This is a genomic window from Paraburkholderia sp. SECH4 (genome assembly GCF_030511745.1).
GTDB lineage: Bacteria > Pseudomonadota > Gammaproteobacteria > Burkholderiales > Burkholderiaceae > Paraburkholderia > Paraburkholderia madseniana.
The window spans coordinates 1-25,465 of the sequence record NZ_JALOCP010000066.1 but is presented as its reverse complement, the minus strand read 5'-3'; the positions used below and the strand labels follow the sequence as shown (position 1 = coordinate 25,465).

The following is a 25,465-nucleotide window of genomic DNA, read 5'->3' as shown; positions in this document are numbered from 1 at the left end:
GCAATCGTGAGCCGTATCAACAACGGAAGCTAGGTGTGCGAAATCGCGCGCTTACCTTCTTCCCACTGCCCGTACGGCTCAGCCGGCAGCCGACCACGCTTGTGCGGCAGGCCTTCCATCGTTCCCCCTCGACCTTTTTCGAGCTTCTGCTTTTCCGGTACCGCGATTCTCTCACGGGTATTTTCGGTCGTATACGACCGATTTCAAAGCAGACTCTCTACACGTCCTTAGCAAGCCATTTTTTTGCGAGGACAGAATGCTCACAATAACTTTACAAGCCTGTTTGCCGGCCCGACGGGCCGCAACTGCGCCGCAGACGACCAGCCAGACGCGCAGCCGGTTGCAGAATCCGGACGGAGGCGCGAAATGAGAAGCGCACCGTCCTATGGCGTCCGTAGTCGCCGGAGTGCTGCGAACGCCGGCGTCCGGCTCACAGCCCGGACGTATGGCAAGGCCCGCATCGGCACCTATGCCGAAAAGGCCGACGGCCACATCACCGTTGAATCCGACGCGGAGCGGCTGGTCGCGCACATGCTGTGCGTTGACCCGCGCGTACGCTCTTTCAGGCAGCAACCGTTCACCGTCGACCTGGTCGGCGAACGGCTCGTGTTCACGCGCGAGGAGCTGTCCGAAGCGCGCAAGGCACGCGGCGGTCGCGCCGGGGAGGCAGAGTACACGCCAGACTTCGCCACCGTTCAGGCCGACGGCCTGCAGCGCGCATACGAGGTCAAGCTCCAGGGCTTCGAGGGCGATGGTCGTTACTGGGCCAAGGTCGAGCGGGCTCGGGCAATCATGGAGGCGTACTGCTATCCGCTATCCACGGTAGTCGTGCCTGCGGATGAGCGGCACCCGGTCGTCGTCAACGCACAACTGTTGAAACCGGCGATGGTGCGTGCGCGGGAATACCTGACGCCCGACATCATCGACCGGGTCGAAAGCTATTGCGAATCGGGCCCGGTGCTGCAACGCGCGCTGTGCGCTGACCTCGAGATTCCGACGGGCCTGATTCCACCGTTGCTCGCCCGGGGCGTGCTGCAGGCCGACCTCGCGCATCACCATATCTGCGCCACACTGGAACTGTCGGCGGCATATGGCGACCTGAGCCACCTCTGTCTGATTGAGGAGCTGCGGCCATGATGTCCGACCTGCGCACTGGAGACAAGCTGGCGCCCCCAGGCAAACCGGAAAGCTACTTCGAGGTCCGGGACAGTCGCCTGCATGCTGGCACCATCCAGCTCTTCGATGCCGAGAAACTTGCGGACCAGTATGTCGAGTACGACGACATCCGCGCCCGGATTTCGGAAGGCAGTCTGGTCCTGCATCGAAAGGGGATGCCGCGCGTCAGCATTGCCGCCCAGCACGACGACCCGAAACTACACGGCAAGGTCCGTTTGCTGAACGATGCACTGCGGCGCATCGATGCAATCCGGGAACAACGGGGTCTGTCGTTCAACGCAGCGACAACTCTGGCGCGTGAAGCCTATCTCACGGAAAACGAGGACAAGCCACTTGTCTGCCCATTTCCGTCGCGCGCAACCCTGTACCGGGCTCACACGAACCAGCTGCTCGGCCTCCCCGTTCTAAAGGGTGACAAAAATAAAGGCAATTCGACGGCCAGGTATTCAAAAGACCTTATCGAATTCGTCAAAGAGGTAATCGAGAACGAATTTCTGGTTCCGGAATCCAGGTGGACTGTCCTCGACCTGACGAGATATATCGACCGTGAGGCTCGTCGGCGTGGTCTGCATGTTGCCACGCACGATATCAGTCGCAAGTTCGTGTGCGCCAGGATTGCTGACCTGACCGCCGACTCAGAATACGACCGGATGAACCCGCTCGATAGGGTCGCCGGCAAATCATTCGTGAAGAAGCGTATCCGCGCGGCGTTTCCATTCGCCCGAATTGAACAGGACGCTGTGCATCTGCCATTCGTTGTACGCAATGGCCGTGACATCGCCCGGCAAGTCTATCTGGTGCTGGCGATTGATGTCTGCACCGGATACCCGGTTGGATGGCATCTCGTTATCGGTTCGCCGTGCGAGATGGATTCACTGTCGTGCCTCGAGATGTATCTGACGCCCGCCAAGGCAGCTCGATTCGGAAAGCTCGGCATCGCTCACGCGCTGAACGTTTATGGCACGCCTATGCAGGTCATTTTCGACAACGGCCCGGAGACGAAAGGCGGACGAATCATCCGCCTTGAGCGGTTAGGAATGGATGTCAAGCACTGCAAAGCAAAGGAAGCTCAAGGAAAACCGTTCATCGAGCGCCTGAACAAGTCGCTCAAAGAAGCACTGCAGCGTCTCCCCGGCTGCACGCGCTTCGAAGGGAAGGATGGCAAGCGCGACCCCGTGGCGCACGGCGACGAGTTGATGAGCGTCGAAGCACTCGAGAAGTGGATTGTCGGGTGGCTCTATCGGGTCTGGGTCAACACCCCGCTGGACCGGCTGCGTTGGGACGAACTTCTGGTCGATTCGGTTAAGGGAAAGACACCGAGCGAGCGCCTGACTCACCAGCTTGAGGAGTTGGGACAACCCATCTCCCTGCCGCCACCGCGTCATGAATGGATAGCCGCGCTCTTCGAACACAAGATGTGCACCTTGAGCGCCAAAACCGGCATCTCGATTGAACGTGGTTTCAGGTACACCGGCGAAGCCATGTCGTATCTGCTGGCCAAGTACGGTGACCATGCGGACCTTCGTGTGGTCTATAACCCCGACGATTTCCGTCAGGTGTATGTGTACGAGGGCGATGACCTTCCGCTTGTCACACTAACGCACCACCACGTTCGTCCGGACACGCCGGCGTGGACCTTCGCTGAAGCCAAAAAGAAGTTCGATTCAGGCATGGCTAACTGGACGGTCCCGGAAGAAAAGGTCCAGTTCGAGCGGGACATGGACGAGGCCGTCACCGGAAGCGGGAAAGCCCGTAAGCGCAAGACCCGCGGCAAGCGCGAGGAAAACAAGGAAACGGTGCGCCGTGCAAAAGACAACTCGGCCGTCCAGCGGTCTATCGACCGGCCGCTTTCAGCGACAGCGCCGTTTGGGCCTGCACCTTCGACCAATCTGTCGTTGCCCGCGGAAGACCTTCAGGCTGGCGTCGTCTCATACGACGACGCGCCTCTAATGGACATCGTAAACAGAAACACTGGAGAAAAACTGCTGTGACGCCAGCCCAACTTTTGCGCAAGGACATCGAGGAGTGCGAACTGCCTCACCGCATGTTCTTGGAGCACCTCACTGCGCTTAAACAGCGCATCGATGACGCCCTCGCTGGGTTTGCGCCCAAAATCGTTCGCGTTCCAGGTCCTAGTCGCGCGGGCAAATCCTCGCTCATCGCGAGCCTGTCGCGTGACTATCCCGCCAACCGCATCGATGGACGGCGCCATGTGCCCGTACTGGTTGTTGCGGTGCCCGCCTCCGCAACGGCCAAACTGCTTCCCAAAAGTGTGCTGGGTGCGTTGGGCATCCAGGTTCCCCGCAACATGACCGCGGGTGCGATGTTCGACCTGATGGTGGAGCAGCTTCGCCTGGCCGGCACACGCGTCGTGATTTTCGATGAGATTTCGCACCTCGTTGACGAAGGGTCACGGGTGCCTCTGCGCGCAGCTAGCGACTGGCTCAAGACCCTTTCGGACACACTCGGCATGACGCTGATTCTCTTCGGCATTCCGCGACTCGAGCGGCTCTTTTTGGCGAATGAACAGTTGCGCAGCCGCGCCTGTCCTTCGCTCAATTTCTGGCCGTACGACGCAAGCGATGCTGACGAGATGACAGCCTACGTCTCGTGCGTTGTGACCTATGCGCGCTTATTCTCGGCTGCGGGTTATCCGATTGACGTACCCACCCGTGTGCTGACGCAGCAATGCTATTTGCTCACTGGCGGCCTGATTGGAGTGCTCGCTGATTTCATGCGTGAATTGGCCCGTGCGATGAAAAGCGAAGCTCCGCGGGCCATTAAATACGCAGACTGCCAGAAAGCGACTAAATCTGTTAACCATGCCGGGTCACCGAACAGACTGGCATTTCGGGACTCTGGCATCGACGACGCGGGCGTGGAACCTGCGGCACTGAAACAGGCATATGTGTATGTCCTGCAGAGTAACGCGGCGTCGGTACCAGTTCGCAAAAAATCGGGAGATAACCAATGAGCCTCATTCTCACCTATGCGCCCAGGGACGACGAGTCCGGAATGGGCTACTACCGACGCCTTGCCGCAGACAATGCGCTTTTCAGCTGGCGTGACCTCGCGAGTGCGGCCGGTGTCGAGCGCAACCGCCGTGCGTTGCTGACGCGCACGGACGACGTGGTCCGTAACCTCGGCTTGGAACCAGCGTGGACCGAATTCACCCGACAGAAAGAGGAGCTCTGCCGGGGTTGGGGACGTCTGCACCGTGCGCAATCTGACTCCGTGTGTCCTGCGTGTCTGGCTGAATCGCCTTACCTGAGGCACCACTGGGAACACACCTATGTCACGGCATGTCCGCAACATCAAATCCTGCTGGTCGACCAGTGCAACGCATGCGGGAAGCACCTCTCGCCGGAGCGGCTCTACATTGGTTTGTGCGCATGCGGTCATGACCTGAGTAGCCTGCCGCGTGTGCCGGCGACCCGCGCGCAGCAGTGGCTGTCGATGCTGATTTCGAGTAACGGGCACCAGTCTGGCAGCATGAAACCGCCTCTGCACGGCGTGGACACCAATGTGCTGGTGAAGGTCGTCCGCACGCTCTGCCAATATGCGGACCCGACGCGCCCCGGATTGCCGCGCGGCGCGGCATTGCCGAAATCCGTTACCGAAACGGTCGAATTTCTCGCGCCGCTCGAAACCTTGCTGGCCGACTGGCCAACGGGTTTCCGAAATCACGTCGAGCAGCGCATTGCCGCCGGTCGCAAGGATGCCCGCACGCTGAACACGTTGCTCGGCGACTGGTACATCAGTCTGCGCAAGCTCTGCCAGGGCACGACGCTCGAGCCTCTGCTCCAAATCATCATCGACGTCGCTGCCCGGAAGTCCGATTGTGTCCTGGGCCTGGATTCGGCCAAAGAAATGGCCGAGGATGCGACCGGATACACGCGCGCGCCGGATGCCGCCAAGGCCATCGGCATCAGCGTTTCACGTCTGCATGACTCCATTGTCGCTGGCGAGTGCAAGCACCGCGCACGGCGCACTGGCACGCGTGGCCAGGTGTTCGAAATTCCGTGCGGTGAGGTTGAGCGCATCCAGCGGCAACGTGCCGAATGGATTTCCGACATCGATGCCTGCGAACTTGCGGGCGTTCCACCCGCCGTGCTCGAACGCATGAAAGCAGCCGGCGTTATCCGGTCAGACGTCCGCTGGCGCGAAGACCTGATGAAGGGCGGTCCGGCCGAGCGCCAATCCATCCCCGATTTATATGAGCGTGTGGAACGGTGGGCTCAACCCGCTGCAGTGGCCGATGATACGACGCTCACATGGGCGGAGCTGACCAGCCGGCGTATGGGCGACCGAAGGGCTATCGAGTCGCTGATGCAGGCCATCGCAAGCGGCAAGGTGAAAGCCGTCGCGCGTGGTCGGACACTGGGCGAGATGTCTTTCCTGAGGACAGACGTGTCGCAGTATTTCGGCACACCGCTGCTCGAGGCCGGCATGTCGATTCAGCAACTGTCCAAAGCGACCGGATGGAAATGGGAGTCCATCCAGAACTGGGTGGACGAAGGGATGCTGGCGTCGGAACGGATTCAGCGCCGTGGCCAGCCTTGCCGTGTCGTGTTGCCGCAACAGTTGCTGGAGTTCCGGCAAGCCTACGTTCCGCTGGCAGACCTGGCGCGTGCCATGGGTACAAAGTCCTCGGCGCTGTCGCGCTTGTTACCCGGCGTCGAACTGGTCGGTGCGAAACAGCTCCCTGATGGCGCGATGCGGGGCGGCCTGGTCCGCATCGCAGACCTCGGGCGACTGGCAGTTATCGGTGCGAGAGCAGGGCACGACCTGTTTGTGCCCGCATCGTTGACGCCATGAGAGGGCCAGCGATAAGTCTAGCCACCTGCGTGTCCCGACCTGCGATGTATGCGCCGGTCGGGACATAGTTGGGCTCTCATGTAGTGCCGCCGGGTCCATACGATGGAACCGAAGGGTATGACTTTCCACCACTAGGAGACCGCGATGCCTATCTGGAAACCACGTCCCGCTTCCGAAGTGCCGAAGATTCCGTTATCTCGATGGCGCATATTCGAGACGGAGGATGGGACCCGGCATTTCGTTGGCGTAGATATGTTTGACTCGTCGGCGCGCGTCAGCTCCCCGATAGTAACGTTCGACCCGGCCACCTTGCAGGGTAGGACTCAGACGGGACGTATTTATGAGCTGGTCGGCAGGAAAGGCTGGTCGTTGAATGTCGAATACGTCTGGATGAGGTGGTGCGAATTGTACGAGGTCACGTCGTACACCGACATCACCGAACGCCTGCTTGAAGGAGCTGATGATGACGACCCCATATGAACGAACGAAAGCCGTTGTTGATGCGCGAGAGATGTTGGAGATGCTCGCGTCTGCCGACGAGATAACCATCGGCGGTCTCGTCCAGTCGGTCGCGATAGGTCTCCTCAGGCACTACCCGCTCAACATTGACCTCGACGTGTCAGCTGCAGCGCTACCCGGAGTCTGGGCCCCGCCGGAACGTTAGCAAAGGGGCGCAACGCAAGCTTTCTATATCTGGGCCAGCGCGATGTAGACGACTTTTCACTAGAAGCGTACTGGGCGGCGCGAGATGCCGCGCGAATAGCGTATCAGGATTCCCAGACCGAGGAAAACGACCCGTTGGGAATATGATGGTCTGCCCAGGCAGAGGGGCATTGCAGCCGGATTCGAGGCCAGACAGGCGATTGGCGCTCTTGTCATAACCTCAATCGCCGGTTTGTCGTAGTAGCCATGGATATGCTGCGACGCTGGAGACTCGTCTACGCCGCTGCAAGCGCTCACTGCATTGGGCGAAGCCCGAGCAGGACCGCCTAACCCCACCTAGGTCGGCCCGCAATGCAGCCACCATCAGGGGGAAATCCAGCTTCGCTACTGCGTTCGTATGCAGTCACGACGGTAGACGAAGGAATGGTCATGTGCGCGGTCAATCGATGCAGCAAGCACCCCATTCTGCACGGACGACGCGAATCTCTGTGCCGTCTTTGGAAAAGTCGTAACGCGCCACTCGGCTGCGTGCGGGCGTCTGGGGGTCCTTGAGCTTTTCCAGAGCACGAACAAGACTGGCCCTGAAATTGCGCATGTGGGACTCGTAGCCCGAGAAGTCATAAAGCCGCTTAACCGGCAACCACTTCGGACAAGCGTGTCCCGCGTAGAAATTTGCAAGCCAGCCTCTCAATCCGTCATACCCTACCGTTTCGTTTTCGACAGCTGTCCAGGCACCGGGACCGAACAGTTCTGCCACGGACGCTGTTACCCGCAGCATCAGCGCGTCACTGCCCCTGAAATCCTCGCCAACTTTGCCGTCCTCGAAAGTCACCGACAAAAGCTTCGGCACCTCGATGTTCATGCGGTTGTAGCGCACGCGCATCTGGGCAAAACTCAGGCGAAGCAGACTTGCCCGAATGGCCCTGTGTGCCTTAACGCTGTATTCGCTTCCCATGCGGTGTGCGAACTCATAGAAGTTGGTTCGGACATGCCGAGGACTCTCTTCCGGGGAAAGCGGCGCATCCCGGTAGTAATCCAAACAGGTCGCATAGACCATCCTGTCGAACTGACAGAGCTCGTACCCGCTGAAAATCAGAGTCATGTTTCTGAGCGAGGCAATTTCCTTCCCAGCGACAAGCAGGGTTGGAGCGCCAGAAAGCACGTTCGCGTTATCGGCCTGCACACTACGCCCAGCAGAAAATAGGGCGGACCGGAGAAATGCGTTTGGTAATGCACGTGCCATCGCTGACCAGCATGGCAGATACACCTCCGAGCCTCGACGGGTGGCCTGCCGGCGCCTCGCGTATTGGACCTCTTCCGCGGTGGCGTTCGACGGCAACGTGGCGACGGCAGGTTCCGTGAGCGCTTTCTTCGCCCGACGTTCAATGCCGTCAGCGAAACGGTCGAGTCGCTCGGCTGCATCGAGTACGGTCATTTGCCGGTCGGGGGCGGCGGTGAGTGCCGCTTTGGATGTGAGGTTTGCAAGCTCGCGGAGCTCAGCGACGTCGCTCCGGGCGTTCCTCGACGTCTGCGACCTAGCCATGGCGCCGCTCCACGGGATGGCCGACGGGTTCCGTCGATGTCGACGGTCCCGCGAAGTCAATGAAATCCGGCCTTGCGTAATCGGGAGGGAACGCGCCAGGAAGGATGCAGATGATTGGCGCGGCGAGTCCGGCGATGCTGGTAGCGTGAATCCACGTCACTAGGCTGCTCATGATGAACACATGCGAGTTGGAGATGCATGTGTATATGCGCAAACGACAACCCCGAAATTGCGCAATACGGGCGGCGCTGGACCACTTTCCGAATTATCAAAGCAAAGCAAACCAGATATTTTTCTCCGTGCGAAGTCTGCCCAACTTGTACTTCGCATCGATTTCGCTTGTACCGTACATCGCACGTGCTTGTACTTCACATCGCTCTAGCCTGTACTGCACATCGCTTTTGGAAAGGTCATGCGAAAAACGACCCGCAGCTCACGAAAATATTGTGTACCGCTGCGTCCCCTAGTATTTGTAGACTCAGTAATAGAGATATTCAGGTCAGCGTGGCCTAAGGCTGGCGAGCATCTCCGGGGGCTGGTTTTTGGTTCGGCATGAACGGGCAGACACGAACGACCAAACCGGCCTGCATCTTGGTTAAGCGACAACAATGCGTGACCGCAGAAAATGGCGACGCGGCGCACCACGGTCGGATTGCGGACGACAATTGCTACACCTGGTCAGCCAGACGGATAAAGAGAGAGCGAGTCTATTCTCGGTTCCCTGTTGTCACGTGATGAAAACCTGACTGCCATCTCCAGTGCCGTGGGCTGACGGCATCGGGATTGAATGTGCACTCTGCATCTGGCTGACCAGGGCGCGAGGTAAATAACAATCACTTTGAGTTGGCAACCGCTCGAACGGCATGTCGCTTCATGTATTCGCGTCGCACTTCGCAACAATGCGACCGTTGTCTAGATGGGCACCGCGCGCTGGACAGTGAAGGGCTTACTGCGACGACCCTTCCATGTGCTCACGCCGTCCACCGAAACACCCGCAGCCACCGACGTAGTCGGCGCCATCACCGTCATCAGCTCACCGAAAAAGTGCCAGCAAACTTGTCGTCGAGCTTCGTCGCGTATCTTGACGATTTCGTCCCGCTGGACGTGGGTCGCGTACAACCCTAAAGTCCGCGCGGAGAGTTGCCGTAAATGAGCGTTGTCGGCTGGGCGCAGACCCATAGCGAGAACAGGAAAGACACGGGAAACCATGGACGGCGAAGAGTAAGCCTTATTCTGCGGGTCTAACGCCATCGATGTTCGAAGACGAGCAGACGCGGGGCAGATACGCGGGCTGCTCGGGTTTGCTGAGTGGGGTGCTGCAACGAAGACGCTGATACCAATCCTGGTTCATGCACGCGGCAGAAGACAGGTGAGCCAGAGCCAGCGCAAACAATGCTGGACGGTATCGCGCCAATGCAAGGCCATTGCCTTCTGGCTCGCGTCCACCGAACCTGTCTCAACGGGTGGCCCCCGGGCGAAGGTTTCATTTCAGAAGCTAATCAAACAATGACAACGAGCAAGACTGAATCGGCCGGACAGACTGCAGCGTCGTCCGGCGACCTCATTTCCGTCATCGGCAGGTGCCTCATGAAAACAGGCCATGAGATTGTGCGATATCTACCTCCATTCCTTGTGCTTTTGTTGCCACTTCTCGCACTCTTGCCGGACCAAGGGCACGAGGTCATTGAAACAGTGGTTACGGGCGGGCAGTGGGCATACATTGCCATGGTACTGACGCCCATGGCGCTGACGGCCTTGCTTCATTCTGTGCAGATGTTGCGTCGGTCTGCGCATCTTCGAGAATCATCCGCCGCGCCGATGTCGATTGATACAGGCACCCCGTTTTTTCTGACCTTGCTGATTACGGCAGTCGGCCTAGTTGTGCTCGCTGCGCCGCTGTACTTGTTTAAGCTGGCGGATAGCGAATGCGTCAAGGGATTGCAAGGGTTCAATGCCGCTGATGAATGTCGTCCGGGATGGTCACTCTTATTTCTCTCGGCTTACTGTTTGTTATTGATTTCGATTCCGTTTTTCATGCACGCGCGCGGCAAAAGCGTTGGGAACGTGGATGGTGGATTTGTGCACAAAGTGTGGCGGCGCGCACCAGCTCTCGCCCAACTCCTGCTGGTGCTTGTCCTGGGCAGCGTGACTCTGAGAGACACAGTCATCAGGGACTACGGCCCAATCATCGCCGGCACGCTGGTTTCGCTGCTCCTTGCCCGGTTGCCCAAAGCGTCTGGGGCGGCGGCTACGAAGAGTTATTGGCGGAAACTGAACGCCTGTGTCGGTGAAGCGTGGCTAACGGTCGCCTTGGCAGCAATTGCGCTAGCCCTCTTTGCGTTCTTCCCGATAGCAATCGGCCGGAAGCTGGGCAGCCTCTTTGTGCTTTACGCTGGAGTCCTGTGCTGGCTCGTCATCCTGTCATTCGTATGGTCGTGTTTCCTTATGCTCCGCAATCGGCTGCCGATTGCCGGTCTGTCTATTCTGGGTGCGTTATGTCTGGCCATCCTCGGCGTACTCTACGGCTCATTCGATGCCGTCACCGCCGCAAAGGTAAGTGGGGCTTACTTGAGCGGCGTCGCACGTGAAGACTTATCTCCTCCGTCTGCTGCGGCGAGCTCCATCGAACAAGATTTCAAAGCATGGTCGTCGCTCGCCGGAGATAGCGGCGCGCCACGAAAAGTCGTCATCGTTCTAGCTGAAGGTGGAGGCATTCGCGCTGCCCAATGGACGAATGACATGCTGTTTGGGCTAAATACCGCGGACTCCGACATCTTGCGTAACACGTACGCTGTCGTAGGTGTATCGGGCGGGGCCTTAGGTTCGACCGCCTACATTGCGCGGCTCGCTGCCCTCTACGACTATCAGCTCGGACATGGCAGCGGAAGCCGGATGCATGGCGAACCGACGGCCGTCGCCCTCAGTGGTGCGAAATCAGCTTTGACGCAAGACCTAATGGCGCCGTGGCTGGCCCGCTTCATTAGCATTGGTGCGATTCAAGCCTTTCTCCCCGGCGAAGCCGCTCCAAGCGCACTCCTTCCCACCTTATGGAAGGCCGACCTCACGTGCATGAACGAACAGTTTCCGACTTATCTTAGACCGGAAGTTCGTGAGGTTTGCAGCCGCATGCCGGACCTACTTAGCGCCCCGATTCGAGACTTTCCGAAATCTGTCGGCAAGCGCGCATTACCGAGGTTGGTGTACACGTCCACTCATGTGGAAACCGGGAAACGCGTTATTGCTGCATCCGTCGAATTCACGGCAGGCGATTTCCCCGGCGCCTTTAGTTTCAATCGCGTGCTAGGAGGCGACGTATCGCTGCTAGACGCAACCTATTCGAGTGCGCGCTTTCCAGGCATCAGTCGCCCCGGCACGCTTCTCGGCGTCAACGCTCAAGCACGTGGACACGTGGTCGATGGCGGTTACCTGGATGGGTCGGGTGCCCTGACGGCATCTGACATCATTGACGCCATCGAACGCGCGAGTGATGAAAAGGTCATACCGGTTGTCCTAGACCTTGACAACAGCCCCGATGACAACGAAGCAGCTAAGGAAGTCCCCGACGCGACACCAGCGACGGGCGCATCCATTAATGCGACGTACGGGATGTTCCAAGGCATAAAACACGCCAAAGGTATCCGCGACTTGGCTGCTGTTGCGGCCTTGCGCCGCCAGGTCTGCGCGTTGGGTGGAGGTCTTCTCACTCTTGGGGTTCCGCACGACGCAGGTCCGCTTGCACTAGGGTGGACACTCTCCCAGCAGGCATCCAACAGGCTCGACAGTGCGGCGTACAAAGTGACGCGCCCCGTCGTTAGTCCGGACGCTCGTCCCGCGGGGCCCGAGTCCCTGCAGAACGCCTATAAACTGGCACGCTCACAATGCATTTAGGAAATGTAGGGGCATTGGGCAGACACGAACGCCCCAACCGGCTCGCATCTTGATTAAGCGACAGCAAGCAGAATATTGAGGGACTATTGAATTCATATCTACAGCATCTCGCGAGGGGCTAGAGCAGTAGCCCGTCTTCGGAGGAAGAGCCGTGCGTTTCCGAAGCGTTCACGCTGACTCCAGAGCGCGGTAGCAACTCTGAGCAACCGTATCCTGTTACCGCCCCAATCCTCACCGCGGTGCTCTCCTCATGTCCGCCACACGTGTGGAGACCACTTCCTCACGGAATTCGCCAGAGTTTCCTTGTTTTATGGGCAGTTTTTCGCACAGCGCTCTGGTCGATATTGCGGGCTTTTCTCAGCAGCGTTTATGTTCTTCGCTCAGTTATGGCGTAGTCGTCTTTTCAGGGAAAATCAGCCTGTAGTTCTTCAGGTCTTCCTGAAACGCGTTGCTCAGTTCGAGCTGTTGCTTCAGGCCTGCTCGCGGCTGGCGATAGTCGAATCGCGAGGTCCAGTCTTGTGCACGCGTCATCGACCTTATGTATGGCCCCGCGTCCCGTTCATTTGACAATCGCTTCAAGGGAAGCAGGTAGTCCTCGTGATAAACGGTAGGCACAATAATGCGGCAAAGGCCGGCTTCCGTTAAGGCGCCGTTCATTGCCAGTCGCGCCGTACGGCCATTGCCATCCTTGAACGGATGAACCTCCGTCACTACGAACATCGTCATCAGCGCTCGTGCCACGGGGTCCGTCTGTGCAGCAATGCGCTCGTACCCTTCTTTCAATGTCCCCGGCACCAGTTCTGGTGCGACAAAATACGTGTTCCCTGCCTGATTTGCTTGCTCCTTCCACTGTCCCGGCAACTTGTCGGGGCGGCCCGACATCACAATCGCATTGATGTTTTTGAGCCAGGCGAGAAACCGGTCAGCGTTCGGCGCAGTCCTGTTTCTCCACGGAGACGAAGTCGCAACATGGAATGTTCCGAGAATATCTTTCGAGTCCTCAGGACGGTCTTGAATAATGGCGCCCTCGAAAACGATTTGCTCTGCTTCAGCTACCTCGAACGTTGTGCCTTCGATGTAGTTCGAAAAGTATGCCTCGAAGAAAGCAAAATTCTCCATGGCGCTGCCTTCTGCCGCTTGGTCTGCGACGTGCGGAAACACATTCGCGGTCAACTGCGCGAACAACGCATCAAAGAGGTCGAGCCGCTCAGGGTCATATGGCTTGCCTGCTGCTCTCGCCAAGGCTTGTTTGCTTTTGAGTTTTTTCTTTTCATGTGTGCCCAGCAGCGCGCCGATAAGACCGTCAAGACGCTTGAAAGCCGGTTCCATGTCCAGCTTGTCCGCGACCGCCCGAGCGCACTCGCGCAAGTCGTTAAGCTTGAACTTGCCCCTGATGGTGAGAATGTTGTCGAGCCGTTGCTCAACCGCTTCCTGAGGCATCACCCGCTCGGAAGCTCCGCGTCCCGTTGCCATGTTCTCGAGGAAACCCCGTGCCTCGCTCGGCAAATAAATGCCGCGATAGGGAACGTCCCGCGCCGGCGGTTCGAGCAACGGTCCCGCTCCCGGATACACCTCGACAAGGAGTCCGGGCAGCGCGAGCGTGCGGCGTGTGCGGCCGCGGCGAACGTGGATGACACCGTCAACCGGACGATGCTCCAACGCAGACCGGTACGCCATCACTGCGCCCGGAAGCAGGTGGCTTGCAATTGCAGCCCAGTTTCGGGTAACGACCGATTCGAGTGGACTGTTTAAGTTTTGCGTGAAGACACCAGGGTAAATGCGCCTGAACGCGCCACTCTCTACCTGGCGGCGCAGCGCGCGCGCTTGAGCCTCGTCTTCCCCGGAAAAGAAGACCTCCGCCGTGCTCACGTCCGAATTTAGCGTCATCGTCCGTTCCGAGATGACCAGTTTGTCCGTAAATTAGCGAAATGATACGCCGAACTGTCCGGAACGTACTCAGTACGCCGGAACAATGTGGCGCTACGTTTGGCCGAAAATTATCTGAATTACCGGCCCCTTGCCCATCGCTTGTCCGAAAACAATTTGAATCAAGATGGAATTTGTCCGATTACGGACTGATTGGACTGTCTGATGTCTCGTTCGCCCGTGTGGTCAACTGTCTTACCCCGGCATGGGCAGAAACTCTGCGCGGACCAGACATGGCTTTCACAATTTTCACGATGTATCGCATGGCGAATCTCTTGCATGGAAGCCCAAAAATGACGATTCACCAGGTGGGAGACCAATGACAGCAAACGTAGAACGTGGTACCAACGAAAAACACCGGGACCTCATGAGTGAGGGCCGAAAGCTTGACTGGGAGCTGCTCATGAGGCCGTTGGCCATCGTTGCTGCGTGGTTCGGCGCGAAACGGGCGCGCGGTTTTGCAAAAACGAAAGAAGGATGCGACATCGCCATTGCGGGGCGCAGAAGTCGAAGCGATGGCGCTTATCTCGCGGCGCGGCGCGTCGCACGCAGTGTGGACCGCCGCTATGTCAGGGTTCGACTAAAGGGCCGCGCTGAATTGCTGCTGGTCGAGAGAAATGGTTGCAATGATGGACTCGAACGCCACCATCAAATCCGGATGACGTTGAGCAAAGTATTGCCGCGCAGAATCGTTTTCGAGGAGCTCGACGAGATATCTTTTCGCAAGCACTAGATTGTTGAACTCGCCCACCGCCATGACATAAAGATTGAGTTGAACGACGTACCTATCGCCCATGGAGGGCGCTCACATCGGGTCGGAGATGAGACGGTCGTTGTGCGGTTTGCTTGGCAGCGCTGCCCCGTTTGCTCGAATGACGGCAATGAGTTCCGACGGCGTTATCTCGTGCCTCACCTCGCGGTGTATGCCGGGTTTGCGCTCATCGACTTCCAGCAGCAGAACGGCTCTTCCATTGGTCGCAGATTCCAGTCGCAGCACGCGGATTGGGCTGCCCGCTACGTCGTATTCCGTTATAAGCGTCATCGCGCCGGAAGCGCCTCTTGCAGCCATGATGATTTTCCCCGTCCTTCTCGATGCGCTGATTTTAGCGGCTGTTGCGGACAGGTCGGAGAAGCGCGCGTGAGCGCCACGCGCCCGTCTTCCCCGGTCACCGGCCGGCCTCTTGCCACGGTGTTTTCCGGTCACTCGTTGCGAATCGCAATAGCCGCCTTTGTGCCCCGAGCATGACGCCGACAGGCGTATTCGCCAGTTGCTCGTCATGAAGTGCCAGCAGCCGTTCGAGAATCGCCGCTTCGTCCGGACTGACCTGCCAGACATTGTCTGCTGTCGCCCGCGCCGCGCTGCGCTCGAGCGCCTCTGCGGCTTCAGGAAAAAATGCGTGGTGAATCGTTCCGAAGCCTGCTTCACGAAGATACCAGGCTAGGTACAGCGCACGTATCAGGTCGCTTAGCAGGTGCCCGTTTCCACTGCCTGCTCGTAATGCGGTGAGCGCAAGGTGATTGCGTAGTGAAAGCGAACGGACAGCTTCTAGCGTCGGTGGTAGAAGCGTGGCCTTTGCGGATGTCTTAGTGGATACATAGCGAGCACCGCCTCTCTTTCTATTCATTTGGCATAAAAATCGCAAATCGACTGATTCTGGTGCTGGCCCATGAAATCTATACGCGTTGTACTCGTTTTCAATCTTGTGGAGTTTTGTTGTCAATGACCCGCTGAAAACATAGGCACTATGAATCCAAAACGAAAATCGCTGCCGTGGATTGCAATATTTAACAATCTGAAAGTGATGCTTAGGTGAACATCATGTGTCATTCATCGGCAGTTGCCCCGGGAAACTGTTTTTCCATAAAGCGCGGGATGGGGCAACGAATGTTGTCTGGGAACGTAAACGGCGTGTCAGTCGGAGCGCGGCGCGTACTCAGTATGGGCGATATTTGTGTTTGTCCATGACTCGGACGCTTCGATATTTCAATTTTTGCGGGAGATTGCTGTGACAATCAACGCAGCCTGTTCATCGCATAGCAAAACTATCTTCCGCCGGGCAGATAAACGCCAAAGCGGAAAAAGCTACCTTTCATGCTCGTACCCGAAAATAATTCCGAATCGCAAACCGATTGCGCGCGTTCGTTGACAAAAATTGTCTGGAAAAGTTTTTCATCATATTATTCTGCGTGGCAATCTGGGGTGGAGTCTGAAAATGACGGTAAATGACCTGGCAACGGTGCTGGGCGCGGGGATGGACCAATCTCGACGCTTGTTGAAGCTGGATACTGCGTTGGGGGGAAATACGCTGGTGCCAGTCCGCGTGGTCGGCACTTCACGCATTGGACGCAACTACGACTTCACTGTCGATGTCGCTTCCCTGAAAGATTCTATCGAGCTCAAATCCCTCATCGCGAAACCGGTGACGCTCTGGACTCAACAGACTGACTCGTCGTATTTACCGCGTCATGGCTACGTTCATACTGCGCGATTTCTGGGCTCCGACGGCAGCGTTCAGCTTTACCAGATTAGCTTTTCGTCGTGGTTGCACTTCCTGAAATTTCGCAGCGATGCGCGGATATTTCAGGACAAGACGGCAGAGGACATAATCTCGGCGGTATTCAACGAGCATCCTCAGTCAAGCGGCGCTTATCGCTTTGACCTCCGTAACCAGCTACCTCCGCGGTCGTTCTGCGTTCAATATGAAGACGACTGGAACTTCGTGCACCGGATTATGGAAGCGGAAGGTCTCTTCGGCTATTTTGAACAGGCGGATGACGGCAAAGCGCACACGCTGGTCATTACGGACGACCTCTACACCGTTAAAGCCCTTGCTCCGCAAGATGTGTCGTTTTATCGAGCGGGCGCTGGAAGTGAAACGGATGCGATAGTCCAGTGGGGCGGAGCACGCACATTGCAGAGCGTGAGCTACACCACGCGCACATTCGACTATAAGAATCCAACCTTCAAGAAAGAGCTGTCTACGCCGACAGTCGACAAGCAAGGTGACCTGCCCGACCAGGCCGAGGTTTATGAGTACACGGGCGCTTATACCTACGGCGACAGTGCTCGTGCCGACACTTTGTCGAAGACCCGGATGGAAGAATGGGAGTCCCGCGCGAAGCGTTTCTTCGCGACGGGCAGCGTGCGGCGAGCCGATGTGGGACGTTGGTTCCAGCTTGAGGGCGCAACCGCTCTCGCATCCGACAGCGCGGAAAATCGTCAGTTTGCGATTCTGGCCGTGACCTGGTACATCGAGAACAACCTGCCGGTTTCGACCGGAACACAGTTCCGCCATAGCCTCCAGTCACAACTTGCTGAAGCTCGCTCATATCACGCGGGTTCGTCGGACGTCTTCAATGTAAAGGACGCGTTGGGTGGCGAAGGTTTCTTCCTCGTCGAACTGGAAACGCAGCGACGCACTGTTCCGTTTCGCAGTCCCTTCGAACACCGTAAGCCCCTGATGCATACCCAGACCGCGACAGTGGTCGGCCCGAATCAAGAGGAAGTGTTCACGGACAGCCTCAACCGGGTCAAAGTGCTAATGCACTGGGACCGACTGAACGGCGGTGATGAAAAGGCTTCATGCTGGCTGCGCGTCATGTCGCCAAATGCCGGCGGAACGCTCGGCGGTGTATTTGTCCCACGTGTGGGACATGAAGTGGGAATCGTCTACCTGGACGGCGATTGTGACCGCCCGGTCGTCAGCGGAAGTCTGTTCAACGGACAGCAGACGCCGCAATGGCATTCCAACGGCTTGCTGTCGGGCTACAAATCGAAGGAATTTCAGGGCACAGGCTACAACCAGCTCGTCATGGACGATTCGACGGGCCAGAACCGTGCACAGCTTTTCAGCAGCACTTCACAGAGCTACTTGCATCTCGGCTACCTCGTTGACCAGCAAGGTAATACGCGCGGCAACTATCTTGGGACCGGCTTCGACCTGAAGACCGACTCGTTCGGCGCTGTGCGCGCTTCGCAGGGTATGTATCTGTCGACGTACGCGCGGGTCGGCACGTCGACCCAGCCGCTCGATGTCAAGGAGGCACATCAGCACCTCGTCGATTCGGGCGGTGTCGTTGAGCGGCGCTCCGAAGTCGCAACAGGCAGTCAGGCCGAAGGCTTGCAGGACGCTCAGGACACCATTAACGACTTCGCAGCCGCGACGCAGAGCGCACGGCAGGCAAACTCGGGTGGCGGAAACACGGCCGGTGGCGGAACCGGCGAGGCGAACGGATTCGCTCAGCCCGTGATGTTGCTCGCCAGCCCCTCCGGCATCGGCCTTTCGACGCAGAAATCCATCCAGGCCGCGGCGACGGAGCACGTCAACATCGTGAGTGGCGCAAGCACGCACATTGCCGCGTCCAAGTCACTCATCGCAAGCGTGGGCGAAAAACTCAGTCTCTTCGTGCAGAACGCCGGCATGAAGCTCTTCGCAGGCAAGGGCAAAATTGAGTTGCAGGCGCAGTCGGACAATATCGAGCTGACCGCCGACCGGACGGTGAAAGTTGTCTCGACGTCTGATGCCGTCAATGTGATGGCAGACAAGGAAATCAAACTGATGGCGGGCGGTGCAACGATTCGCCTGGCTGGGGGCAACATATATGTACATGCGCCGGGCTTAGTCGAAATCAAGGGTGCCCAGCATTCGTTCGAGGGCCCCGCGAGCGAAAACAGTGCAGCCCAGCTACCGACCACTGAAGCATGCGCTCAGAAATTCGCTTCTGCGTCGCAGGCCGGTGCAGCCATTGTCGATTAGGAGCACTCTTGGACCAATACCTGATTGTCGAGCCCGAGAACGGCCGCGTCGACCTTGGCACGGCGCCCAGGATGTACGAAATCGGCGAGATTGTTCCGGCTGCGATGCCGGAACTCAAAGGGGTGATGCCGATACTTTACGCGGTGGAGCACCCTGAACAGCAACTTCCAGCTATCGAGGCCGTTGCGGCTCGGGACCTGCAGGAGGGTCTCGCACCGCGCGTCTGTGCGCTGATTGAGACTGATGCAAGCGCCGAGACATTGATGCAGCACATCGGTGACACGATTGCGCTGCCGCGCGAACCTGAGGGCCACTCGGTATTCCGATTTTACGACCCTCGGGTGGTTCGCAACCTCGGATGGGTTCTTCGACCGGAACAGCTATCGCTCATGTTCGGACCAGTGCTGCGCTGGCGCTATTTCTCAGGCAGTGGATGGCTGACGGTGGAGCGTCCGGCGGTCGTGCCTGCTGAACGCCTGTCGCCGTCGACTGACCAGTGGGTATCGCTGCGCCGCCTGCATCTCATCGAGCAGGCACTGCAGTCCATCCGGAACGCTGGGGAGCCCGTTGATGAGCGCACCCCTCGTCAGCTCGACGCCCTGTTCACGAAGGGAGCCCGATATCGCCTCGCTGGCGAGGACCTGACGGTGTTTGCCGTACAGGGCCTGCTGGTCTCACCGAATTTCGACCGACATCCGAAGGTCGCCGCGGCTCTTCAGCCGGGGCAGACGTCGTCGTACTCGGAAGTCACCGCTTTGTGGACCGATGAGAACTGGGCGCAGATTGCGCAGGAAGCGGCGCTGTACGCGTAAAGCAACAACACACATAACGCAAGGCAGAGAGAGTAACTATGGGTACCATTCCGAAGGTCCAGGCCGCATCGGCAAACGCCAAAGCCAGTGCAGCGTGCCAGAAGTCCTGCAACATGTGTGAGAAGAATGGTCTTCTGATTCTGCCGGTACGGTATGCAGCAGCAGCCGCGACCAATGCTCACAATCTCGGCGCGGCCACGGCGCTTGCCTTGCCCAAGGGACCGTTTGGTGACGGTGTCACAGGCGTAAGTGCCAAGAAAGCGAGCTACTTCCTGCGCTCGGTGCGCAAAGGGTTCATCCACGTCTATTACCCGTCCCAAAGCAAGTGGCAAATCTATGGCGTGACGTCAGAAGGCTATGTCTTCAACTACCCACTTGACGTCGACCTGCCCGAAACCCAGGAGAAGGGATTCAACTGCCAGCAGACCGGGCATAAGGAGCTCGCACAATGCATCAGCATCGACCATCCGCAGAAAGCCGGCAAGGTCTATCTGGCTTTCAGTGACGTACGCTGGACGGCCGCTGTGCGCAAGCGCTATGAAGCCAACGAAAATGGTTGCAGGGACCATCGAATGCAGCTCTTCGACGCAGCGGGATGGGCGAGCGGTAACCATTCGCAGAAGCATGCACAGACCATTGCACACGTTTCCGAGTACGTCCTTGAGTACAAAAACGGCGTAGACGTTTCCGCCCTTGTCTCGCCGTTCGCCTCTAAAAGTCGCGCAAGCGAGGCGAGCGGACTAAAGCAGCTCATGGACGCACACGAAAAGGGGGATGGTGTCTTCTTTGCGCTGTGGGACGCTGCCGGCATCACGCAGGAACTGAACGCGGAGCATATCGTCGGGTACGGCGCCGCGCTCAAGCCCTATCAACGCAAGATGTGGACTGCCAGTGCTATCGACGGACTGAAGGACGCCGTCGAAGAAGGTGCGGAACAAGACGAGAACGCCGCGGCCGAGCAATTGAAAGGGCAGGCGGCAGAGACCTACGCTCTCTACTCAATCTTCGATGGCGGCAAACGCTATGAAAAGGAAGTCAAGTCTATCGACGAGCAGAAGGACCGTGAGATGGCGTCGGTGAAGGACTCCGCCTGGGAGCCGTATGCGGAGTCGTACAGCGTCAATGCAGTCACGCAATTTCGAAATGACATGGCCACGCAGCTCCAGCAAGTTGAGAACAGTACGCTCAACCCGTTGGCGGAAGACCATGCGGCGTGGCTAAAGACTGGCATGAAAACAGTTTTTGCGTGGGACTATCATGAGCTTGACCCTGTCCGGGGTGTCAACTATGCCGAGCTGTTTCATGCCTGCATTGCGGGCTCCGCCGACAGGAAAGTCATTCTTGACCTGGTCATCGAGTGGGCGAAAGGGGACGTGAAGGACCGGCACAATCCGCTGCTACGGTCGTTGATATTGAACCACGACCCAACGGCAGAGAAGGCGAAGGAGGCTGCCGGATTTCCACTGCTCGAGCTGCGCGAGCCGCTCGCGAAGATGATTGAATCAAACAATGCGGCAAACGCGGTGCTGGAAGAAAAAGGTGGGGCGCTTGTCGCCCGGGCGGACAAGGTCGTAGCCAGAATACTGCATGAAGTGACAGGGCCGGTTGCCAACTTCGTAGCCAAGGGTGGCGATGTAGCAAGCGTTCGCGTTTTCACTGCGTGCATGTGTCTTCGTACGCACGCGACCATTATCTATAAGCCCGTTGAAGGAACAGTGAACCAGTGGATTTCCTATATGGCGCGACAGATGTACGAGCAGATGCCCGCGAACAAACGTCCGAGTCTGGGTTCGCTCAACGCAAACCTGCGTAAGTCCTTTCAGTCCTCGTCTCCCAAGGATGGTCCAATCAAGGTCCCGCAGTTCATCGTGTTTGACGCCAGGGAAGCCGTTGAATCGTCCTCGGGCGCAACGTCCCTCCGCGGCAGAGGGGCGGCAATCTTTGCTCCGGGCGTCCGCGCGGTACTGACGGAAGAAAATATCAATGAGAGTTTTCTTCCGAAGTTCAGGGCAATCACCCAAGGTGAGGTCGGATACGGCGTGATAGGCGTCATTTTCAACGCGGTAAACTGGATGCTTGCAAGCAAGGAGATGGAAAAGTCGAGTGCCCTGAACCGCAAGGAAACTCACGACAAATTCATAGCCGCTATCGTTTCGACAGGTGCTGCGGCCACGCAGACGGTTGGCAATGGCCTGAAAGCGCTCGGCGAGCTGGAGTTGCGCTTTTCGTCCATCATGGCGAAATATGGACCCTTCCTCGAAGTTGCCGGTCGGGTGGTTGGCGCTGCCGCAGGTCTGGTTGGAGCGTGGTACGACTTCAAGCAGTATCAGGCCGAGAGCAAAGCGGGCCATGGCATGCTGGCATGGCTATATCTGGGGTCCATGGCTGCAAGTATCCTTCTGTGTATCGCCACCATCGCCGGAGCCACGTTCCTGATATTCCCGCTTATCCTTATCCTGATTGTCATCGGCATACTGATAGCATGGAAGAAGCACCGCGAAATCAATGAATGGCTGAGCAAGTGCGTCTTCGGTACTGGAGAGGAAAAGTTCTCTGAGCAGGATGAACGCAAGCAGTTTGAAGCTCTGACATCGTAAGCGAGAAGATATGGCGTATGACCACATGACCCGGGTGGCCTTGAACCGACCGGTTGACGAAGAAGAAGCGGCACGGCGGATAGACGTTCGCAAACCGGTCGCGGACGAGGCTGCCGACGCCAATACCGTGTTCGGCTTGAACGATGTGTACCTGGAGGTTTGTGACGGCTCGTATTCGCAGATTGGATGGTGTCTGCTTGCCTTCCTGATTGGTTTTCCCGCGTTCATATTTTTCACGGTTGTGGCCATACAGGGCGCTGTGGAGGTGAACCCGGCTATGGTCAGGAACGGTGAGCAGGGTGCCTTCAGCATCGGGATGTGGGTCCTTGCGGTGGTGGGAGTGCTCTGCTGTGCGTTCACGGTAGTACTTCTCCTGCGCGACTGCTTCAACTACCGGCACAAATCTGTGCGGTTCAACCGTAAGACTCGCACGGTGTATGCGTTTCGGCACAACGGCCCGGGCGGTGTCATCGCCGTTCCATGGGATAAGGCATTCTTCTTTGTACACCGGCAGCCCTCCAATGCCACGTTTGGCGGAGCCCCCACTCTGATGCGCTGTTTCGTTCTTGACGACTCCGGCAAGAAAATCGTTGACACCTTCAGCTTTGGGCTTCGGACAGTCAACGGAGCGAAAGAGTCTACGCGCTACGGCAAACAGGTGCTTTATCAGGTCCAGGCCAACTTCGAGTTCATTCGCCGCTATATGGAAAACGGTCAGGATTCGCTGCCACCTGTGAAAAAGTATCTGCCACGCGGCCCCTCTCTTCTAGCCTCCATGAGCATATGGTTCTACGGACTGCGGGACATTGGCAGCGTTAACGCGGGACTCCGCATTTTTTCTCTCATACTCAGTGTCCCAGTTTTTTTGCTGTCCGTGCTTCACTACATTGCACAGCTAACCTGTCGTGAACCGATATGGCCGGAGGACGTCGAGGCAGCATGCGACAACGTCCGGCCAGCGGTGGTAGCGGAAGTGTGACTGGCGATAGATGCCACCTTATGCAATGGCCTTACAAGTCGCGAGCCCGTTTGGCCCGCGGACGTCGAGGTTGCCTGCAGGGACACATCAGCCAAGCGGCTTGTGCGCGTCTAACGCGACGCCGCCAGCGAAGACATTGCTCACGGAGATGAAGACATGGGACGTAGATTCATTGTCCAGGGCGACACAACTGACCGTAACGGTGTCGTGATGGACGGCATAAGTGGGTCATCACTGGACGGGAAGCCGCTGGCTTATATCGGCGGCGTTGTCAAATGCCATAGCTGCGACAAGGAAGGTGTCATCATCACTGACGGTACGCCACATACCGTATCTGTGATGGGCAAGCAAGTCGCTTTGGAAAATGACCTCTGTAAATGCACGTGCGACCCGCTTCCGAAGCTCATTGCCTCACAGACGCGAGGCTCGCTATCGGCATAGTGACGATTGCCGCGCTGCACTCAACAGCAGAGTCGGGGCGCTGCTTCGTCGAGCCAAGAATCCGCGTAAGCGCTGACTGCTGCCTCACAAGGAGCACATCTACCGTCTTGCCCGGACGCAATCGAAACGCGTATCGGCAGACATCTCATATTGCTCATGGCGGAAACCCGTGTCGTGACGTCACGCCCTTTCGGGCTCTAATTCGCGCGCGCAAGCACGTCCACATTTAACTTTTCGCCATACATCCGATGCAAAAGAATTGCGGTCTTCTCATCGCCACCACAACGCTGATTCTCCTCACAGCCTGCCACAGCGCATCAGACAGCCCACTCGCTCGCGCAGCCGCCACGCTCGCAAAGACGGAGGCCCCGCATGATGCCCAGTGGGTCCAGCTCGATAGCAGTGACGCGGCCGTGCAGGAGTGTGCCATCAAGTTCCCGGACTCCGACCGCCCTTGGACCGCGCGCATCGGGCTCAAGCCGGGGCAGTACGCTATTCACACCCGCATCCAACAGGATGGAGCAAGTGGTTCCTGGTCGTCAGGCGAGGTATGGTCGGACGCGAAGACCGACGATGGCAAAGACGCGCTGAATGAGAGCACGCTTAAGGCGAGGCTGCATGACTGCGCTACACACGTGATGTCCATCGGTTTGCTTGAGAGCCGTCTTGGCTCGGACAATGCCGTCGTAACGGGTCTGCGCGCGCTGGAAAAGCAGGATATCGAGAACGCGAAGGCGCTTCGCAAATCAGGGCAGAGCGGCAGCTAGGCATGGCGCGCCGTCAAGCAGCCAAATCATGGTCACAGCATCGCGACATCACCGAAGCGACGTAGAGACCATGTGACATTTGTAGCGAAAGGGGGGCCGTCGAGTCGTTTCGCGAGCGACCTCGGAACTTAAGAGGAATCGCTATGGCATCGTTGAGAAAAAACCAGAGAAAGATGCAGCATCGCCATTGCGTGGCGCAGACGTCAAAGCGATGGCGCTCATCTCGCAGTGCGTCGTACGCGGCGTGTTACAGCCACGATGTCAGGGTTCGGCTAGAGGACCGTGCCGAATTGCTGCTGGTCGAGAGAAATGGTTGCAATGATGGACTCGAACTCCGCCATCAAATCCGGATGACGTTGGGCAACGTATTGCCGTGCAGAATCATTTTCGAGGAGCTTGGCGAGATACCCTTTCGCAAGCACTAAATTCAACACGTCTTGACCATAGTTCTGTTCAACGAGCTTGTACTGCCCCTGCAGATTGCTCATCTCCCGCTCCATTTTCGCCATCTGCTCCGGGCTAACGCCGGTCAGTTTGCGTGGCTTCTTTCCCTCTACAAGTCGCGCTGCAGGCGTAGCCACCAACAATGCCTCGGCGTAGGAGACTGACACATTGTTCGCGGCCACCATCAGCTCAACGCATTCGACCTGCCGCGTGGGCTTCATTTTGCGAATCGCGCGAACAAGCTCCGGCGAGAACTGCCGGTCTCCGAGAAGTTCAGCCGCCTCTGGGCACACGCCGTCGAGCAACGACATCTTCTTTATAATCTGGGATACATCCACAGAAAGAGCTTTCGCCAATCGTTCGGGCGATACGCCTCTGTCAATTACACGCCGAATCATATAGTGCTCCTGGATTGTCGAGAGACGATTGACACGGTTGTTATACGTGTAGCTCTCGTCATCGGTCGCGACAAGGCATGCAACCCGCTCGTGCCCCAAGTCCTGGACGGCAAGTAAGCGTAGATGCCCATCTAGCAGAACATGTTGTCCGGAAGACTGGTCCGCAGGCGTTACGGAAAGCGGTTCGATGAGGCCCACCTCCTGTTAGCGGCGGTGTAAAAGCGTCATTAGATGGCGGCGCAAAGTTGAGTAGAAG

General features: G+C 57.9%; 19 protein-coding genes and 1 pseudogene. 14 read left to right on the top strand and 6 right to left on the bottom strand.

From position 1 onward, the window contains the following. The first annotated feature begins 366 nt into the window (after positions 1 to 366). The 6 genes from M0D67_RS40245 to M0D67_RS40220 all read left to right on the top strand — a co-directional run bounded on the left by M0D67_RS40245 (position 367) and on the right by M0D67_RS40220 (position 6,658). Positions 367 to 1,137: a hypothetical protein gene (locus M0D67_RS40245; RefSeq protein ID WP_211632939.1), complete on the top strand. Its 771-nt coding sequence runs from the start codon at positions 367 to 369 to the stop codon at positions 1,135 to 1,137. Next, positions 1,134 to 3,167, top strand: coding sequence for a transposase family protein (locus M0D67_RS40240; RefSeq protein ID WP_266243151.1), 2,034 nt, complete (start codon positions 1,134 to 1,136; stop codon positions 3,165 to 3,167). Before M0D67_RS40245 ends, M0D67_RS40240 begins: the two co-directional genes overlap by 4 nt. After that, positions 3,164 to 4,150, top strand: coding sequence for a TniB family NTP-binding protein (locus M0D67_RS40235; RefSeq protein WP_266243149.1), 987 nt, complete (start codon positions 3,164 to 3,166; stop codon positions 4,148 to 4,150). The genes M0D67_RS40240 and M0D67_RS40235 overlap by 4 nt, the downstream gene beginning before the upstream one ends. Then, positions 4,147 to 5,994 (top strand): TniQ family protein, encoded by a 1,848-nt coding sequence (locus tag M0D67_RS40230; protein ID WP_266243146.1) that lies wholly within the window; start codon positions 4,147 to 4,149, stop codon positions 5,992 to 5,994. The genes M0D67_RS40235 and M0D67_RS40230 overlap by 4 nt, the downstream gene beginning before the upstream one ends. A gap of 144 nt (positions 5,995 to 6,138) precedes the next feature. Next, on the top strand, positions 6,139 to 6,474 hold the full coding sequence (locus M0D67_RS40225) for a hypothetical protein (protein WP_266243143.1): 336 nt from the start codon (positions 6,139 to 6,141) through the stop codon (positions 6,472 to 6,474). After that, positions 6,458 to 6,658, top strand: a complete 201-nt coding sequence (locus M0D67_RS40220) for a BPSL0761 family protein (RefSeq protein ID WP_266243140.1) — start codon at positions 6,458 to 6,460, stop codon at positions 6,656 to 6,658. The genes M0D67_RS40225 and M0D67_RS40220 overlap by 17 nt, the downstream gene beginning before the upstream one ends. Positions 6,659 to 7,096: 438 nt before the next feature. Here the strand turns inward: M0D67_RS40220 and M0D67_RS40215 are convergent, their stop codons facing one another. Then, positions 7,097 to 8,092, bottom strand: coding sequence for a hypothetical protein (locus tag M0D67_RS40215; protein ID WP_266243137.1), 996 nt, complete (start codon positions 8,090 to 8,092; stop codon positions 7,097 to 7,099). A 100-nt stretch (positions 8,093 to 8,192) separates the two neighbouring features. Next, positions 8,193 to 8,372: a hypothetical protein gene (locus M0D67_RS40210; RefSeq protein WP_266243134.1), complete on the bottom strand. Its 180-nt coding sequence runs from the start codon at positions 8,370 to 8,372 to the stop codon at positions 8,193 to 8,195. 1,415 nt (positions 8,373 to 9,787) lie between these two features. On the opposite strand from M0D67_RS40210, the gene M0D67_RS40205 reads away from it, so the two are divergent. Further along, the gene (locus tag M0D67_RS40205) at positions 9,788 to 12,088 is read left to right on the top strand and encodes a hypothetical protein (protein WP_266243132.1); all 2,301 of its coding nucleotides are present in this window, start codon (positions 9,788 to 9,790) and stop codon (positions 12,086 to 12,088) included. Between the two features lie 384 nt (positions 12,089 to 12,472). On the opposite strand, the gene M0D67_RS40200 is transcribed toward M0D67_RS40205, so the two are convergent. Then, positions 12,473 to 13,975: a Fic family protein gene (locus M0D67_RS40200; protein ID WP_266243130.1), complete on the bottom strand. Its 1,503-nt coding sequence runs from the start codon at positions 13,973 to 13,975 to the stop codon at positions 12,473 to 12,475. A gap of 358 nt (positions 13,976 to 14,333) precedes the next feature. Here M0D67_RS40200 and M0D67_RS40195 point away from each other — a divergent pair, with 358 nt between their 5' ends. Beyond that, complete coding sequence (locus M0D67_RS40195; protein ID WP_266243128.1) at positions 14,334 to 14,747, top strand: hypothetical protein; 414 nt, start codon at positions 14,334 to 14,336, stop codon at positions 14,745 to 14,747. A 72-nt stretch (positions 14,748 to 14,819) separates the two neighbouring features. On the opposite strand, the gene M0D67_RS40190 is transcribed toward M0D67_RS40195, so the two are convergent. Continuing rightward, positions 14,820 to 15,083, bottom strand: coding sequence for a hypothetical protein (locus M0D67_RS40190; protein WP_111932177.1), 264 nt, complete (start codon positions 15,081 to 15,083; stop codon positions 14,820 to 14,822). Positions 15,084 to 15,180: 97 nt separating this feature from the next. Then, positions 15,181 to 15,735: a hypothetical protein gene (locus tag M0D67_RS40185; protein WP_266243124.1), complete on the bottom strand. Its 555-nt coding sequence runs from the start codon at positions 15,733 to 15,735 to the stop codon at positions 15,181 to 15,183. A gap of 492 nt (positions 15,736 to 16,227) precedes the next feature. On the opposite strand from M0D67_RS40185, the gene M0D67_RS40180 reads away from it, so the two are divergent. The 6 genes from M0D67_RS40180 to M0D67_RS40155 all read left to right on the top strand — a co-directional run bounded on the left by M0D67_RS40180 (position 16,228) and on the right by M0D67_RS40155 (position 24,367). Continuing rightward, entirely contained in the window at positions 16,228 to 18,771 is a 2,544-nt protein-coding gene (locus M0D67_RS40180) for a type VI secretion system Vgr family protein (protein WP_266243122.1), read from the top strand. An 8-nt stretch (positions 18,772 to 18,779) separates the two neighbouring features. Next, positions 18,780 to 19,583 carry a DUF4123 domain-containing protein gene (locus tag M0D67_RS40175; protein ID WP_211632914.1) on the top strand — a complete coding sequence of 268 codons (804 nt, stop codon included), beginning with the start codon at positions 18,780 to 18,782 and terminating at the stop codon, positions 19,581 to 19,583. Positions 19,584 to 19,621: 38 nt separating this feature from the next. Then, positions 19,622 to 22,180, top strand: coding sequence for a T6SS effector BTH_I2691 family protein (locus M0D67_RS40170; protein WP_211632911.1), 2,559 nt, complete (start codon positions 19,622 to 19,624; stop codon positions 22,178 to 22,180). Between the two features lie 10 nt (positions 22,181 to 22,190). Next, positions 22,191 to 23,159 (top strand): DUF6708 domain-containing protein, encoded by a 969-nt coding sequence (locus M0D67_RS40165; protein ID WP_211632908.1) that lies wholly within the window; start codon positions 22,191 to 22,193, stop codon positions 23,157 to 23,159. Positions 23,160 to 23,315: 156 nt separating this feature from the next. Further along, complete coding sequence (locus tag M0D67_RS40160) at positions 23,316 to 23,600, top strand: PAAR domain-containing protein (protein ID WP_200568488.1); 285 nt, start codon at positions 23,316 to 23,318, stop codon at positions 23,598 to 23,600. Positions 23,601 to 23,848: 248 nt separating this feature from the next. After that, on the top strand, positions 23,849 to 24,367 hold the full coding sequence (locus M0D67_RS40155; RefSeq protein WP_211632906.1) for a hypothetical protein: 519 nt from the start codon (positions 23,849 to 23,851) through the stop codon (positions 24,365 to 24,367). 272 nt (positions 24,368 to 24,639) lie between these two features. Here the strand turns inward: M0D67_RS40155 and M0D67_RS40150 are convergent. Further along, a pseudogene (locus M0D67_RS40150) lies at positions 24,640 to 25,413 on the bottom strand (plasmid partitioning protein RepB C-terminal domain-containing protein); the annotation flags it as partial. Positions 25,414 to 25,465 lie beyond the last annotated feature (52 nt).

Excerpts from the sequence above, each read along its gene's own strand:
- M0D67_RS40180 (WP_266243122.1), top strand. The coding sequence starts at position 16,228 with ATGACGGTAAATGACCTGGCAACGGTGCTGGGCGCGGGGATGGACCAA.
- M0D67_RS40190 (WP_111932177.1), bottom strand. The coding sequence starts at position 15,083 with ATGGCTGCAAGAGGCGCTTCCGGCGCGATGACGCTTATAACGGAATAC.
- M0D67_RS40200 (WP_266243130.1), bottom strand. The coding sequence starts at position 13,975 with ATGACGCTAAATTCGGACGTGAGCACGGCGGAGGTCTTCTTTTCCGGG.
- M0D67_RS40225 (WP_266243143.1), top strand. The coding sequence starts at position 6,139 with ATGCCTATCTGGAAACCACGTCCCGCTTCCGAAGTGCCGAAGATTCCG.
- M0D67_RS40205 (WP_266243132.1), top strand. The coding sequence starts at position 9,788 with ATGAAAACAGGCCATGAGATTGTGCGATATCTACCTCCATTCCTTGTG.
- M0D67_RS40245 (WP_211632939.1), top strand. The coding sequence starts at position 367 with ATGAGAAGCGCACCGTCCTATGGCGTCCGTAGTCGCCGGAGTGCTGCG.
- M0D67_RS40230 (WP_266243146.1), top strand. The coding sequence starts at position 4,147 with ATGAGCCTCATTCTCACCTATGCGCCCAGGGACGACGAGTCCGGAATG.
- M0D67_RS40160 (WP_200568488.1), top strand. The coding sequence starts at position 23,316 with ATGGGACGTAGATTCATTGTCCAGGGCGACACAACTGACCGTAACGGT.
- M0D67_RS40155 (WP_211632906.1), top strand. The coding sequence starts at position 23,849 with ATGCAAAAGAATTGCGGTCTTCTCATCGCCACCACAACGCTGATTCTC.
- M0D67_RS40210 (WP_266243134.1), bottom strand. The coding sequence starts at position 8,372 with ATGAGCAGCCTAGTGACGTGGATTCACGCTACCAGCATCGCCGGACTC.
- M0D67_RS40240 (WP_266243151.1), top strand. The coding sequence starts at position 1,134 with ATGATGTCCGACCTGCGCACTGGAGACAAGCTGGCGCCCCCAGGCAAA.
- M0D67_RS40195 (WP_266243128.1), top strand. The coding sequence starts at position 14,334 with ATGACAGCAAACGTAGAACGTGGTACCAACGAAAAACACCGGGACCTC.
- M0D67_RS40165 (WP_211632908.1), top strand. The coding sequence starts at position 22,191 with ATGGCGTATGACCACATGACCCGGGTGGCCTTGAACCGACCGGTTGAC.
- M0D67_RS40170 (WP_211632911.1), top strand. The coding sequence starts at position 19,622 with ATGGGTACCATTCCGAAGGTCCAGGCCGCATCGGCAAACGCCAAAGCC.
- M0D67_RS40220 (WP_266243140.1), top strand. The coding sequence starts at position 6,458 with ATGACGACCCCATATGAACGAACGAAAGCCGTTGTTGATGCGCGAGAG.
- M0D67_RS40215 (WP_266243137.1), bottom strand. The coding sequence starts at position 8,092 with ATGACCGTACTCGATGCAGCCGAGCGACTCGACCGTTTCGCTGACGGC.